We start from the raw sequence: 15,713 nt of genomic DNA, 5'->3' as shown, positions 1-15,713 counted from the left end.
AAGTAAAATTTTTATGATATAATCGTGGAGTATTTTGGAAGAATGGGGGAGTATAATCATGAAACATATCAAGACAATCAATAAGACTAATATTAAAAACAGCCTAGTAAAACCTGGTTGTAAAGAATGTGCTAACTCATGTCAATCAGCTTGCAAAACTTCATGTACAGTTGCAAACTTAGAGTGTGAAAACTAATTAACAAGAAAGCGGCAACAAATAAGTTGCTGCTTACTTTTTAGTTGAAGCAAAGCTTTTGGAGGGATGGAAAATGTCTTTAATACACAAATTTAAACAAGGTGATAATTATTTTATATTAGATGTAAACACAGGAGCTGTTCATATAGTGGACGAGCTAGTGTATGATTTAGTACATGATGATGGAATGAAGGATAAAGAAGAAACATTAAAGCTTTTATGTAATAAATATGAAAGAGATACGATTATAGAAGCCTATGATGAAATAATGGAGCTTGTTAAAGATGGCTTATTATATTCAGAAGATAAATATGAAGATATAGCTCATGGATCAATGGAAGATAGAGATTATATAAAAGCAGTTTGTCTAAATATAATTCATGGATGTAATTTAAGATGTAAATATTGCTTTGCAGATGAAGGAGAGTATAATGGCCATAAGGGAGTTATGTCCATAGAAACTGCTAAAAAAGCAATAGAATATGTAGTTAAAAGAAGTGGTCCAAGAAGAAATATAGAAATAGATTTGTTTGGTGGAGAACCAACTATGATTATGGATACTGTAAAAGAAATAATACAGTATGCTAGAGAAAATGAAAAAGAGTGGAAGAAAAATATAAGATTTACAATGACTACTAATGCTACTCTTTTAAATGATGAAATGATGGATTTCATGGATAAAGAAATGGGAAATATCATACTTTCATTAGATGGTAGAAAATGTGTTAATGATAATGTAAGAATAAAAGTTGATGGAAGTGGATCTTATGATGATATACTTCCAAATATAAAGAAAATGATTAAAAAGAGAACGTCTGGTAAGATGTATTATGTTAGAGGAACATTTACAAGAGCAAATACTGATTTCTTTGAAGATGTAATGGCTATGGTAAATGAGGGCTTTGATGAAGTTTCTATTGAACCAGTTGTTTTAGAAAAGGGACATCCTCTTGCATTAAGAGAAGAAGATTTATCAGAAATAATGAAGAATTATGATAAGCTATATGAAGATATGGCAAGAAGAAAAAGAGAAAAAAATGGAGAATATAATTTCTATCATTTTAACGTAGATCTTAATGGAGGTCCTTGTGTTTACAAGAGAATTTCAGGTTGTGGAGCAGGTTTTGAGTATGTAGCAATAACACCACAAGGAGATGTATATCCATGTCATCAATTTGTAGGAAAAGAAGAGTTTAAGCTTGGAAGTATATATGATGATACATACAAAAAAGATCTTGGCAAAGAATTTAAAAAAGCTCATATATATAATAAGCCTAAATGTAGAGATTGCTGGGCAAGATTCTATTGTAGTGGAGGATGCCAAGCAAATAACTTTAGCTTCAATGGAGATATGAAAATACCTTATGAAGTTGGTTGTAAAATGCAAAAGAAGAGAATTGAATGTGCAATTGCTTTAAAGGCAGAATAATTTTAAATATAAAAGTTGGTATTTGAGTATGTTCAAATACCAACTTTTTATATTATTATATAATTAATAAAATTATAGGGGGACCTTATGAAATATAAATTAATAAATAATTTAGAAGTTATATATAAAAGAACAACATCAATGTTAACATCTATCTGTATATCAATAGATGCAGGAGCTTGTAAGGAAGAAGAGTTGCTTGGTTTAGCTCACGCAACAGAACATATGATTTATAAGGGGACAAATAAAAGAAGTGAAGAGGAAATAAATAAAGCCTTAAGTCAAACTTTTGGATTCCAAAATGCAATGACAAATTATCCATATGTTATTTATTATGGAACTATGTTAAAGGAAGACTTTGAAAAAGGAGTAGAAATATTTTCAGATATAATTTTAAGACCAAAATTCTCTCCAAAAGGCTTTAAGGAAGAAATGGATGTAATAAAAGAAGAGTTAAAAGAATGGGATGAAGATCTTGAGCAATATTGTGAAGATAAATTATTTTTTAATAGTTTTAATGATAGAAGAATAAAGTATCCAATAATAGGAACAGAAGAAAGTTTAAAAAATATAACCTTAAAGGATTTAAAAGATTTTTATCAAAGCAATTACTTGCCAAGTAAAACTTCTATAGCTGTAGTATCTTCTTTAGATTTTAATGAAGTTACAGAGTTAATAGAAAAGTATTTTCAAGATTGGAAAAGAAAGAATAATGACACAGATAAAGAGATTATTTATGAGAAACCAAATGTCACTACTTATAAAGACTTAAAAGAAGGAACAAATACCTGTAAAGTTGAGATTATATTTCCAATAGATGAGCTAAGCAATAAGGAAATTAAGGCCTTAAGAATATTTAATGAGTATTTTGGAGAAGGAGTAGATTCGTTGCTATATGATAGGTTAAGGACAAAGAATGGACTTGTTTATGATGTTTTAACTAAAATAGCTTTTGAAAAATATATAAAACTTTATAAAATTAATTTTAGTACTTCTAAGGAAAACTTAGAGAAATCATTAGATTTAATAGATGAGTGTATAAAAGATATAGATAGATTTAAAGAAGAAATAACAAAAGAAGACTTAGCTATATTTATAAAGACAATGAAACTTAAAAGGCTGTTTAGGGAAGAACAAAATATAATACTAGCAAAAGAATTATCTACTTACAATACTATGTTTAGAGATGAAAATATTTACCTAGAAGAATTTAATGAAATAGATAATATAGATAAAAGTTTTATATATGAAGTTGTAAAAAAGGTATTTAACTCAAAGACTATAGAGATAGTATGTAGCTGAATTAAAGGTATTAGTGAGGAGAAATAGATGAGAAAAGCACCTTTATTAGAAGAATTATTAAAATATCATAAAGAAAATAATTTAATTTTATCTATGCCAGGAAATAAAAGTGGAAAAGCATTTTTAAGAGACGATTTAGGAAAAGAATTTATGTATAATCTTGGGAAGTTAGATATAACTGAAGTAGATCCATTGGATAACTTGCATTGTCCAGAGGGTGTTATAAGAGAATCAGAAAATCTTTTAGCAGAAACTTATAAGGTTAAAAAAGCATATTTTGTTGTAAACGGAAGTTCAGCTGGGAATTTAGCTTCGATATTTTCAGCTTTTAAAGAAGGTGATGAAATATTAGTAGAGAGGAATTGTCACAAATCAATTTATAATGGAATTATTTTAAGAAAGCTTAAAGTGATTTATATTGATGCTGTAGTTGATGATAATTTAGGAATATTTTTACCTCCAACAGAAGATGAAATAAATGAGGCTTTAAAAAAATCAACTAAACCAAAGGGAATAATACTTACAAGTCCAAATTATTTTGGAATATCTTATAATATAGAAAAAGTTATAAAATCCTTAAAGGAAAAAGGTTTAAAAGTAATAATTGATAGTGCCCATGGAGCTCATTTTGGAGTGAATAAAAATTTACCTAAGTCCTTAGCTAAACTTGGAGACTACGTTGTATTAAGTGCACATAAAACTTTGCCAAGCTTAACACAAGGAGCTTATTTATTAGTAAATAATGATGAAGGTAATATAGAATTTTATCTAAGAGCTTTTATGACAACATCTCCTTCATACTTAATAATGGCATCTTTAGACTATGGAAGATATTATCTAGATAATTATGGGGATAAGGATTATGGTACTCTTATAGAGTTGGCAGAAAATTGGAAAGATAAAATAAATTTCTTAAACAAAGTAGAAATAATAAGTGATTATAACTTGAAAAAAAGTTATACAATTGATAAAAGTAGATATTTAATGATTTTAAAAGATGGATATAGTGGACATAAGCTTTTGGATTATTTAAGATATAATAAAATACAAGTTGAGATGAGTTTCTCTAGAGGGATAGTTTTAATTCTTTCTCCATCAAACACAGTAGAAGATTTAGAAAGAATATACTTGGCTATAGAAAAATTAGACTTAAACCTTTTAAAGGTAGGTAAAGAAAATACAAATTATACAAGTATATCACCAATTAAAAAACTAGAACCATATGAAGTATTTACTTTAAAAGACATAATTATTAATATTGAAGAAGCTGTAGGAAAAGTTGCTAAGGAAGCCTTAATACCATACCCACCAGGAATTCCTTTAATTTGTCCTGGAGAAATAATTACAAAAAAAGCTATAAATATAGTAAATGAATATATAAGCAGCAATTTAACTGTAATTGGAGTAATAGATAGCAAGGTGAAAATAGTAGATATATAAGTTCTAATAAAGTGTATTAATTTATTTAAAGTAAATACACTTTGTTATAGTATCAGTAATTCAGTATTACACGAACTTATATATAAAATTAAAAAATATATATGCTTCTAATTTTGCTTCGTATTCTGTTAATGAGACTTTACTATAAAATAACTAATACAAAAATATAATGTAAATTATTAATTAGAACATATATATATGAGAATTAAGGCTAAATTTGAAGAAATTTATAAAATATGGTTGTTAAGTTAAATATATTTATATAATATTATTTATATATACGTAAAGAATAGAATTTTAAAATATTATAAATGAGAGGTGTACTATGGGAAATTCTAAGCAAACGATACTACAAAGTACTTTTGGTTCTGTTTTTACAACCTTAGGTGAAGAAGAACTAAAGAAAACTACAGAGAACAAAAAAAACATAATAGCTATTTCAGGAAAAATAAAGAATCCAGGACTAATAGAAGTAGAAGAAGGGATGAGCCTTGAAGAAATAATATCCTTAGCGGGTGGCATGATTAATAATAAGCCTTTTAAATGTGCTCAAATAGGATTTCCTTTTAGCAATTTTATAAATATAAATCAATTAAGTTTACCAATTGATTTAAATTCATTTAAGGATAGTGTATATAGAAATATAATAATACTTTCTGAAGAAGATTGCATAATACAATTTTCAAAGTTTTACATAGAATATCTTTTAGGTAAGATAGAAGATCCACTTTTTACTGAATATAATGAGTGTAAAAATGAGATTTTAAGAATTTGGAGAATATTAGATAGAATAAGCAAAGGAAAAGCTAATAGTAGAGATATATACTTATTAAGACAACTAGCTAGTGGAATAAAAAGTACTATAAATCAAAATAGAAATATAATTTTAGAATTAATAGAAAATTTTTATGAGGAAATAGAAGAGCATATAGAAGAGCACAAGTGCTACGCTGGAGAATGTCCACAGCTTACAAAGCTTAGAATAACTGATAAATGTATAGGATGCCATGCATGTACAAGAGTTTGTCCTGTAGATTGTATTTCAGGTGGAATAAAAGAACAACATGAAATTAACAATAATAGATGTACACATTGTGGTCAATGTATAGTGGCATGTCCTGTTAGTGCTATAACTGAAGGAGACAATACATTTAAGTTCTTAAGAGATTTAGCAACTCCAAAAAGAATAGTTATAACTCAAATAGCACCAGCAGTTAGAGTTACAATAGGAGAAGCTTTTGGCTTTGAGCCAGGAGAAAACTTAGAGAAAAAACTTGTAGAAGCTCTTAAAAGATTAGGAGTAGATTATGTATTTGACACAACTTGGGCAGCTGACTTAACTATAATGGAAGAAGCAGCAGAGCTTAAAAATCGTTTAGAAAGACACTTTAATGGCGATGATTCTGTTAAGCTACCTTTATTAACTTCTTGTTGTCCAGCTTGGGTAAAGTTTATAGAACAAAACTATCCAGATATGTTAGATGTACCTTCTACAGCTAAATCACCTATGCAGATGTTTGCAACTATAGCAAAAGATATTTGGGCAAAAGAAAAAGGTTTCAAGAGAGACATGGTTACTTCTGTAGCTATAATGCCTTGCGTTGCTAAAAAGTACGAAGCATCTAGAGAGGAGTTCTCACGTGGTGATAACTATGATACTGATTATGTAATAACTACAAGAGAACTTATAAAAATATTAAAGGAATCTAATATAGATTTAAGTGATCTTCAAGGTGAAGAATTTGATAACCCTCTATCAGAGTATAGTGGTGCTGGAGTTATTTTTGGAAGAACTGGTGGAGTAATAGAGGCAGCTACAAGAACAGCTTTAGAAAGTATAACAGGCAAGAGAATAGACAATATAGAATTCACTTCATTAAGAGGATGGGAAGGATTTAGGTCCTGTGAATTAAATGTAGGAGATATAAATCTTAAAATAGGCGTAGCTCATGGACTTAAAGAAGCAGGAAAAATGCTTGATAAAATAAGAGAGGGAGAAGAGTTTTACCATGCAATTGAAATAATGGCTTGCAACGGTGGATGTATAGGTGGCGGAGGTCAACCGAAACCTAAAAAAAGACAAGAGACTATAATTAAAAGAGGAGAAGGATTAAACAAGATAGATAGTTCTCTTAAAATAAGAAGGTCTCATGAAAATGAATCTGTCCTTATGATTTATGAGAAATACTTAGATCATCCTTTAAGTGCAAAAGCTCATGAGTTAATACATACTAAATATTTTCCTAAATTAAAAAGGTAAAAATTAAATATAGTAATAAGAACTAAATATAATAATAAAAACTAAAGGTAGATATATTAAATAACTATATATCTACCTTTTACGAATTTTAGCTTTACATTAAAATGCTAGTGAATAATGAAATTACTCCAGCTAAAGAAATTGATATTATGTTAGTTTTTACTTTTCTTGAAATAGTAATTTTTCTAGATTCTTTAATATTTTTAAAATTATTATTTTGTATAATTGCTTTAATAAATACTAAGAGTCCTAATGTTATAAGAAATATACTTAATGTAAATACATAGATGAATAAAGGGAATTTCATTTTTTCATTTAGATATAAAGATAATAAAGATACAACTAGAAGCCAAGATACAGTATTTAGGATAAGATTTTTCACAATAATCCCTTCTTTACAAATTAATAAATAAATTATTATATAAATATTATATGAGTTTTAAGAATTATTTCACAATATACTTATAAAATATTGTAAGTCTTTTTGTAATTGATTACAAGGCGTGAAAAATACAAATAATGTAGAAAATTAAAGCAATATAAAGTTAAATTTAATAATATAAAAGCTTATTAAGAAAATTATTATAGAAAATGATTTTAGGAGGAAAATGAACTTTAGTAAATATTGACATAAAAATTTATTTTAAATAAAATATTTAGGAAAGAGGAGGGATAATTTATGAATAAGAACAGAGGTAATATTTCAATACACACTGAAAATATTTTTCCAATAATTAAAAAATGGTTATATTCAGACAAAGATATTTTTATAAGAGAGCTTATAAGCAATGGATGTGATGCTATAAGCAAACATAAGAGGTTAGTTTCTTTAGGAGAAGCAAAAGAAGATGAAAATGCAAAATATAAAGTTTTAGTTTCTGTAGATAAAGAAAATAAAACCCTTAAATTCATTGATAATGGAATTGGTATGACTGAAGAGGAAGTTGAAAAGTACATAAATCAAGTTGCCTTTTCAGGAGCAGAAGATTTTATTGAAAAATATAAAGATAAAATGGATGAAGGAAAAGATATAATAGGCCATTTTGGACTTGGATTTTATTCTGCTTTTATGGTTTCAAAAAAAGTTCAAATAGATACTTTATCCTATGTTGAAGGAGCAGAAGCTGTAGCCTGGGTTTGTGATGGAGGAACTGAATATGAAATTTTTCCATCAGAAAATAGAAAAGAAAGAGGTACTACAATAACATTATTTATAGATGATGATAGTACTGAATTCTTAGAAATTAGTAATGTTAGAGAGATAATCAATAAATATTGTTCATTCTTACCAACTGAGATTTATTTAGAAGAAGAAGGCAAAGAAGAGAAAGAAGAAAAGAAACCATTAAATGATACAAATCCATTATGGATGAAATCTCCAAAGGATTGTACTGATGAAGAATATAAGGATTTTTATAAAAAAGTATTCTTAGACTTTAATGATCCTTTATTTTGGATTCATTTAAATGTAGATTATCCATTTAATTTAAAAGGTATACTGTATTTCCCTAAGTTAAAGCATGAGCTAGAAGCCACAGAAGGGCAAGTAAAACTTTATAATAATCAAGTGTTTGTTGCTGATAATATAAAAGAAGTTATTCCAGATTTCTTATTATTATTAAAGGGAGCAATTGATTGTCCAGATTTACCTTTAAACGTATCAAGAAGTTTTCTTCAAAAGGATAAGGATGTTATAAAGATATCTAAGCATATAGTTAAAAAGGTAGCAGACAAATTAGTTGGACTATATAAAAATGAAAGAGAAAACTTTAATAACTTCTGGAAAGATATTCAGATCTTCATTAAGTATGGTTGCTTAAGAGATGAAAGCTTCTATGAAAAAATTAAAGATATAATTATTTTCAGAAGATTAAATGGAGAGTATATAACATTAAAAGAATACTTAGAAAACAATAAAGATAAGCATGAAAATAAAGTTTTTTATGTAACAGATGAAAAGCAACAATCTCAGTATATAAAAATGTTTAAAGAAGCAGATTTAGATGCATTGATTTTAGATTGTTCAATAGATAATCACTTTATAAGCTTCTTAGAGACAAAAGAAATTGGAGTAACTTTTACAAGAATAGACTCTGATATATCAGAAACATTAAAAAATAAAGAAGATGAAGAAAACCTAAAAGAAATAAATTCTAAAATAGAAGAACTATTTAAAGAAGCTGTTTCAAATAAAGTAAATACTATTAAAGTTGAAAATTTAAAAAATTCTGGAACTCCTGCCATGATATTAGTATCAGAACAATCAAGAAGAATGGCTGAAATGAGCAAGATGTTTGGTGGAATGGAAATGCCAAATATGTTTATGGAAGAAAAAACTTTAGTAGTAAATAATAATAATTCAATAATTAAAAAATTAGCTTCAGCAGATTATGAAGCTAAAAATGATGATATGCTTTTAATATGTAAGTATGTTTTAGATTTAGCATTGATAGCAAATAAAGAACTAAGTGCTGAAGAAATGGATGAGTTTATTAATAGAAGCAATGAATTATTAAGTAAATTAATGAATCTTTAGTTTAAAAAGTAGTTAAGCTTTTGAGAAGTTTAACTACTTTTTATTATATTAAATATAAAAACTAAGTTTTATGCTGTTATTATAAATTGTCTATTGTTACTTAGTATTGTATCCATACAATAGACAAAATAAATTTGTTGGATTATTATAGAATAAATAGTTGAAACAAAAGTAGGTGCACTTATGAAGGGAATAAAAAAAGTAGCAACAATAAATGATTTATCAGGAATAGGAAGATGTTCTTTAACAGCAGCAATGCCCATATTATCAGCACTAGGGGTACAGTGTTGCCCTTTTCCAACAGCCATTCTTTCTTCTCAAACAGAGTTTGATAATTTTACTTTTTTAGATATAACTAGTGAAATGAAAAGCTATAAAAAGGCTTGGAATCTTTTAAATTTAAACTTTGATTGTATATATAGTGGTTTTTTAGGTTCAGAAGAGCAAATAAATATAGTTTTAGATTTTGCAAGAGAACATAAAGAATCACTAATTGTTATAGATCCTGTTATGGGTGATAATGGAATAATATACGATACGTATACAGAAAATATGTGTAACAAAATGAAGGAGTTAATATCTATAGCAGATATTGCTACACCTAATCTTACAGAAGCTTGTATATTAACTGGAAATCAATATAATAAGTACAACATGAGTGATGAGAGTATATTAAATATTGCTAAGGATATAAGTAAACTAGGTCCAAGCAAAGTAATTATTACAGGAATTATAAAAGAGAATAGTATTTATAATTTTGCATATAACAAATCAAATAATGAATTTTTTATAGTTAAATCAGAGTTTAATAATGAATCTTATAGTGGTACAGGAGATATTTTTACTTCAGTAGTTATTGGATTATTATTAAATAATCATGACTTTAAGTTTTCTATAGAAAAGGCTACTGAATTTATATATAATGCAATTCAATATACTACTAAATTTAAGACTAACCCAAAAGAAGGAGTTATTTTTGAATTGTTTTTAAAGGAGTTGATTTTAATAAATGAAAACAAATATTAAAACTAAAAATCTAGTATTAACAGCTTTATTTGCAGCATTTATCTGTGTAACAACAGCGTTATTTCATATTCCTACAGGCTTTAATGGGGGATATATTCATCTTGGAGATGCACTTATATATCTAGCAGCAGTTATGTTACCAACTCCATATGCTATGTTAGCGGCTGGATTAGGAGGAGGACTTGCAGATATATTATCTGGAGGAATGGTTTGGGTAATACCAACAATAATAATTAAGCCATTAATGGTTATATTTTTTACTTCTAAAACAGAGAATATATTAGATAAGAGAAATGTATCAGCAGTTTTTATTGCAGGAATAGTAGGATGGTTTGGATACTATTTAGCAGGAGCAGTTATGTCAGGAAATTTTATAGCTCCGCTTACAACTTTCTTTATAGATATAATACAACCAATAGGAAGTGGTATAATATTCTTAGTTGCGAGTTACTCTTTAGATAAAATAAAAATTAGAGAAAGATTAACTATAGAAGCAAAGTAACTTAATTAAAATACGTGAGGTAGAAGTATGAAGGTTATGACCTTTAACTTAAGAACAGATTTTTTATTAGATATAAATAATAGATGGAATGAAAGAAAAGAAGTTGTATATGATATTCTTAATAATAATGAATGGGATATAATAGGTGTACAAGAATTAAATAATAGAATGTTTAAGGATATATCTAAGGAAATAAAAGGATATAATATAGTTGGAAGTCCTAGAAGTGCCAAATACTTTATTGAGAGGAATGATATATTAGTATCTAAAAAACATGAGATATTAGAGCATAATACTTTTTGGCTTTCTGAAAACCCAGATAAAATAGGAAGCTCTATTTGGTATTCTGTTTATCCAAGAATATGCACTACAGCGTTAATAAAACTAGATAATGGCAATATAATTAGAGTGTACAATACTCATTTAGATTTTTTTCTTTCAAAAGCTAGAGAGTATGGATTGAAAAAAATAGGTGAGTATATGGAAAAGCAGTATGAAAGAGATAATTATCCAGCAATTTTAATGGGGGACTTCAATGCAAGCCCTAATAGCAGAGCTATAAAGAATTTTTCAGAAGGGAAATATAATAAAAGAAAGTTTATTGCAGTTCAAGAACATAAAAAAGAAATCTATAATATGACAACCATGAGTAAATTTAAGGGGAATAAAAATGGTGTTCATATAGACTATATATTTGTAACAGAGGAATTTAATATAATTGATACAGAAATTTTAGATTATAATAATAAAGGAAAATATCCTTCAGATCATTATCCTATGGTAGCAACATTAGATATAGTTCATGATAAATATAAAATGGATAATACTTAAAGTTAAGTATTATCCATTTTATATTTTAACTAAGCGTTATCAATAATTTTGAAGAATAGGTTTTCTATATTACCTTCTTCTTCATATTTTTCTTTTAAGTATTCTTTAGTTCCAGAATCCACTATTTTTCCATCTTTCATTAAAATCATAGTATCACTTATTTTTTCCATTGAAGCTAGTATATGAGTACTTACTAATATTGTTTTACCTAATTCTTTTATTTTAGCAAGCATTTCTCTAAATTCTTTTATACCATTAGGATCTAGTCCAACAAAAGGTTCATCTATTAATAGTATATTGGGATTATGAATTAATGCCATTATAATAGAAACCTTCTGTTTCATACCCTTTGATAAATCTTTTGCTAGAGCATCTTTCTTATTTGATAAGTTGAAAACAGACATTAAATCTTCAGCTTTACTTGTCCAATCTTTTATATTATAGGCTAAAGCTATAAATTTAAAATGCTCCCATACTGTTAGTAGGTTATAAAGGTCAGGTGTTTCAGGAATATAAGCTAAGGTCTCACGAATATTTCTGTCTTTAGTAGACTTTCCATCTATTAATACTTCTCCTGAATCCTTTCTTAATAAGGAAAGAATACATTTAAGGGTTGTAGTTTTTCCTGCTCCATTTGGGCCACATAAAATAGCGATTTCTCCAGTATCTAATGAAAAAGATACATTATCTATTGCTTTATTTTTTTTAAAGGATTTAGATAAATTTTTAATTTCTAACATAAGTATCCTCCTAAATTAGTATTCTATATAATCAAAAATCTTATTACATAAAATCATAAGTAATGAGATATAAATTCCTATAACAACTGATAAAACACCAAAGGTTATATATGGATTATTAGTTATACCATAAGTTGCAATGGCTGCAGCAAATGGTATCATTATAAGTATCATTAATACAATAGTTGCAATCATACCAGGACCAGATTCATTATCTTTTGGCATAAGAAGTATAGTTATTAAATTGAACAATTTTACAACTAGGCATAGAGCTAAGGTAATAATATAAATTCCAATACCTAGAATCAAAAATTTAGTATCTAATATAATAGCTGGTATAATCATTAAGCTAACTCTTATAAGTAAAACCAAAAGTTCATCTAAAATTGTTGAAAGAATTTTAAGTATTGGCTTACCAGGAATAAGGTATATATATACATTCTTTAACTCTCTTGAAAGTTCAGAAAAACTAGAAAAAATTAATACAATATAAGAAGTACCTATTGATATAGCTGTAAGTGCAAGAAGTTGTTTTCCATTTAATGTAAAGTATCCACCGGCAATACCAATAGCTATATTTAAAATAAATAATAAGTATCTTTTTACAGGCCTTTGCTTTCTTTTTCTAATTACAGAGGCTTTCCAGTAAAGTGATAATACACCCCATCTTTCTTTGGAATTTCCTTTTAAATTAACATGTTTAATCTCTTTTTCTATTTGAGAATGAACATCTTTTTTGTTGCTTTTTAATTGTTTAATTTTTTCATTTTGTGTAGAAACTTTTTCGGCAATTTCTTCATAATAGTCTACATTAAGAAAAGTAAATAAAGAGCAATTAAATACTATTAAAACAAATAAATAAAATATATCTAAAAAAGGTGGTTTCATTGTTTCTGTAAGAAGTAATGAAATAAAGTTTACAACAGAATATACTATAGGTATTTTATTTAATAAGCTATTAGAAATATATAATAATAAGGCTTTAATATCAAAATCCATTTTCCATAATTTATATAAAAAATATAAAATAATAATACCTGCAATACCTTGTATTATATAAGATATTATTTTTAGTTTTTTAACGGAGCCTGTCTTAACTTTTATTGCAAAAAGTAAATATGATAAGGAAATAAAAAATAAAAATATAAAAAAGAAACCTAAGGCTATAGGTAACAATCCTATTAATGATAAGTTAGTACTAGCTAAAAGCATTAAAATAATAAATAGAAGAGTTAAAAAGAAACTAGCTACGCCTTTTATAGCACTTCTAACCATTGAGTAAAATAATATTAATCTATTATTTATCGGTGAAGGAAAAAGATAGCTTATATCTGAAACAGAAAAATTACTTGGAGAGTAATCATTGAGATAATAAGCTATAACAAATAACATTGTTATAAGAGTTATTAGTGCTACTGCACCTAGAGAGATTTGTTGCATTTCAGCACTTATAGATATTTTAGAATTGTTTTTAAAGGCTGAAATTATAAGAGATGAAAAACAAATTCCAAAGAAAATGATTATTGAAAAAAGCTTTTTCAAAAATAACAATGGGTTATAAAAAATTTGTAAAAAGAAATTTTTTATTTTTAAAAAGTCTAAATAAATTAAAACTCCTAAGTCTTTCATTTAAAATACCTCCAATATTAATCTGATATATTATACCAAAAATAATAGATTAATACAATTAATCTATGTATATACAAATTATAAAAAATTAATAATAAGAATTTTAATCTCTGCTGTTTGACATAAATTGCACCAGAATATATTATAAAATAAAGAATACATAAGATAGAAAGCTAAGGTGGTGAAATTTAATGGAACTTTCAAAGGTTCAAAATAGATTTATAAAGCAAAAAACTTCAGGATATAAGCTTTTAAAAGGTAAAGAAGGAACAGGAAAAAGCACAGCTTCAATATATAAAGCAATAAACTTAGAGAATAATTACTGTATTTATGAAGAGGATAAAATATTATTTATAACTTCAGATTATAATAAAACATCAAAAGCTATAAATCTTTATAAAAAAGAAAGTAATGAAAATTATTTTTACTCACTATTTTCTTTAGGAAAGGAAAGAGTAAGTATTTTAACTATAGAAGAACTTATAAATACATATTCTAAAGCTTATAGAAGAGAAAAGGGACTAGCATTAAAAGTAATAAATAAAGATAAATCAATGGAGTTATTAAGAACATTAAAAAATAGTATTGATATATTTTCTAAAAAATCTAAATTTATTTCTAAAGCTTCAAATAACTTTATAATGGACGAAATACTTTGGATTAAAGCATCTAATTTTTCGAGAGAATATTATAATGATGTAGATAGAAAAGGTAGAGCAGGTAGGATAAAGAAAAATTCATATACAAGAAATGCTTTATATTCAATTAAAGATTTATATAATGAAAAATTAATAAATGAAGGTATTATGGACGAGTATGATCATACTTTATTTGCTGTCTCTTATATTAAGCTTCATGGAGGGGTATACAGTCATATAATTTTAGATGATAGTGAAGTTCTAACAAAAGGAGAAATAGACTTTGTAAGAAGTATTTATAAAAATAAAGCACATTCATCATTTATATTTATATTAAATAGTGAGTTACATAATAAAGAAAATTCTTGGATTATAAAAGGAAGAAAATTAAATACATTAGGAATAGATTTCAAGGGGAGAAGCTTTAATTTTAAAACAAGGTATGAAGATAAAAAGAAAATAGAGCTGAATACAATAGAAAATTATAAATATATTAACCTTAAAAATAAATCTATAGTAAATTTTAATATAGATACAGCAGCTCCGCAAAAAGAAATTTTTATAGATGAGAAAAGCTTTTATGATGAAGATGAATTACAAGATATTCCTATGTTTAATAATATAGCAGCTGGAACACCTATTGAAATGAATGATAATATTGAGGGAAGTTTCTATATACCAAGGCAATGGCTTGAAAGAGGTAAGGATACCTTTATATTAAGAGTAAAAGGTGATTCAATGGTAGAAAAAAATATATGTGATGGTGATTTAGTGGTAGTTAAAAAGCAAGAAACTGCAAATCATAATGATATAGTTGCAGCCAGTTTAGACGGAGAAGCTACGCTAAAAACTTTAAATTTAAATAAAGAAATACCTATGTTAATGCCTGCAAACTCTATGTATGCACCTATTGAAATAGAGGGGAAAGATATTAGTATTTTAGGGGTTGCAATAGGAGTTATAAAACAGGAGATAAGCCTTTAGCTTATCTCCTGTTTTATAATATGCAAAATCTATATTATATTCTGTTAGAGTTTCTTTAAGTTTTAAATAATCATCAAAGCTTCTACCCAAATTTCCTATAAGTAAGTTATGAGGATTTTTTTATATTATACTTATTTTTTATTTTTATAACTTCATCTATTTAATTGATAGTTTATGTCTTCAGGAGTATCTATAAGCAT

General features: G+C 26.5%; 13 protein-coding genes. 10 read left to right on the top strand and 3 right to left on the bottom strand.

Features of this window, described 5'->3' with window-relative positions:
* The first annotated feature begins 58 nt into the window (after positions 1-58).
* The 5 genes from scfA to ACH36K_RS13355 all read left to right on the top strand — a co-directional run bounded on the left by scfA (position 59) and on the right by ACH36K_RS13355 (position 6,627).
* A complete protein-coding gene (scfA, locus tag ACH36K_RS13375; protein ID WP_016208429.1) occupies positions 59-196 on the top strand; it encodes a six-cysteine ranthipeptide SCIFF in 138 nt (45 codons plus the stop codon).
* A gap of 73 nt (positions 197-269) precedes the next feature.
* Complete coding sequence (gene scfB / locus ACH36K_RS13370; protein ID WP_411168110.1) at positions 270-1,625, top strand: thioether cross-link-forming SCIFF peptide maturase; 1,356 nt, start codon at positions 270-272, stop codon at positions 1,623-1,625.
* An 87-nt stretch (positions 1,626-1,712) separates the two neighbouring features.
* On the top strand, positions 1,713-2,927 hold the full coding sequence (locus ACH36K_RS13365; RefSeq protein WP_411168109.1) for a M16 family metallopeptidase: 1,215 nt from the start codon (positions 1,713-1,715) through the stop codon (positions 2,925-2,927).
* A 27-nt stretch (positions 2,928-2,954) separates the two neighbouring features.
* Positions 2,955-4,367: an aminotransferase class I/II-fold pyridoxal phosphate-dependent enzyme gene (locus tag ACH36K_RS13360; protein ID WP_411168108.1), complete on the top strand. Its 1,413-nt coding sequence runs from the start codon at positions 2,955-2,957 to the stop codon at positions 4,365-4,367.
* A gap of 325 nt (positions 4,368-4,692) precedes the next feature.
* Positions 4,693-6,627 carry a [FeFe] hydrogenase, group A gene (locus ACH36K_RS13355; protein WP_411168107.1) on the top strand — a complete coding sequence of 645 codons (1,935 nt, stop codon included), beginning with the start codon at positions 4,693-4,695 and terminating at the stop codon, positions 6,625-6,627.
* Positions 6,628-6,721: 94 nt separating this feature from the next.
* On the opposite strand, the gene ACH36K_RS13350 is transcribed toward ACH36K_RS13355, so the two are convergent.
* A complete protein-coding gene (locus ACH36K_RS13350; RefSeq protein WP_411168106.1) occupies positions 6,722-7,009 on the bottom strand; it encodes a hypothetical protein in 288 nt (95 codons plus the stop codon).
* A 297-nt stretch (positions 7,010-7,306) separates the two neighbouring features.
* Here ACH36K_RS13350 and htpG point away from each other — a divergent pair, with 297 nt between their 5' ends.
* The 4 genes from htpG (at position 7,307) to ACH36K_RS13330 (ending at position 11,522) form a co-directional block, all read left to right on the top strand.
* Positions 7,307-9,163: a molecular chaperone HtpG gene (gene htpG / locus ACH36K_RS13345; protein ID WP_411168105.1), complete on the top strand. Its 1,857-nt coding sequence runs from the start codon at positions 7,307-7,309 to the stop codon at positions 9,161-9,163.
* 183 nt (positions 9,164-9,346) lie between these two features.
* On the top strand, positions 9,347-10,189 hold the full coding sequence (locus tag ACH36K_RS13340; RefSeq protein WP_411168104.1) for a pyridoxamine kinase: 843 nt from the start codon (positions 9,347-9,349) through the stop codon (positions 10,187-10,189).
* Positions 10,173-10,691: a TIGR04002 family protein gene (locus ACH36K_RS13335; RefSeq protein WP_411168103.1), complete on the top strand. Its 519-nt coding sequence runs from the start codon at positions 10,173-10,175 to the stop codon at positions 10,689-10,691. The genes ACH36K_RS13340 and ACH36K_RS13335 overlap by 17 nt, the downstream gene beginning before the upstream one ends.
* Positions 10,692-10,718: 27 nt before the next feature.
* Positions 10,719-11,522 (top strand): endonuclease/exonuclease/phosphatase family protein, encoded by an 804-nt coding sequence (locus ACH36K_RS13330; protein WP_411168102.1) that lies wholly within the window; start codon positions 10,719-10,721, stop codon positions 11,520-11,522.
* Positions 11,523-11,551: 29 nt separating this feature from the next.
* On the opposite strand, the gene ACH36K_RS13325 is transcribed toward ACH36K_RS13330, so the two are convergent.
* Both ACH36K_RS13325 and ACH36K_RS13320 read right to left on the bottom strand, forming a co-directional pair.
* Positions 11,552-12,262, bottom strand: a complete 711-nt coding sequence (locus ACH36K_RS13325) for an ABC transporter ATP-binding protein (protein WP_411168101.1) — start codon at positions 12,260-12,262, stop codon at positions 11,552-11,554.
* 15 nt (positions 12,263-12,277) lie between these two features.
* Positions 12,278-13,891 (bottom strand): putative ABC exporter domain-containing protein, encoded by a 1,614-nt coding sequence (locus ACH36K_RS13320; protein WP_411168100.1) that lies wholly within the window; start codon positions 13,889-13,891, stop codon positions 12,278-12,280.
* 191 nt (positions 13,892-14,082) lie between these two features.
* Between ACH36K_RS13320 and lexA the strand changes: the two genes are divergently transcribed.
* Complete coding sequence (lexA, locus tag ACH36K_RS13315; protein WP_411168099.1) at positions 14,083-15,513, top strand: transcriptional repressor LexA; 1,431 nt, start codon at positions 14,083-14,085, stop codon at positions 15,511-15,513.
* Positions 15,514-15,713: the final 200 nt, after the last annotated feature.

This window comes from Clostridium sp. MB05 (assembly GCF_046581255.1).
Taxonomy (GTDB): domain Bacteria; phylum Bacillota; class Clostridia; order Clostridiales; family Clostridiaceae; genus Clostridium.
Note: the sequence above shows the minus strand (reverse complement) of the source record. Positions and strands in the feature narration are given on the sequence as shown.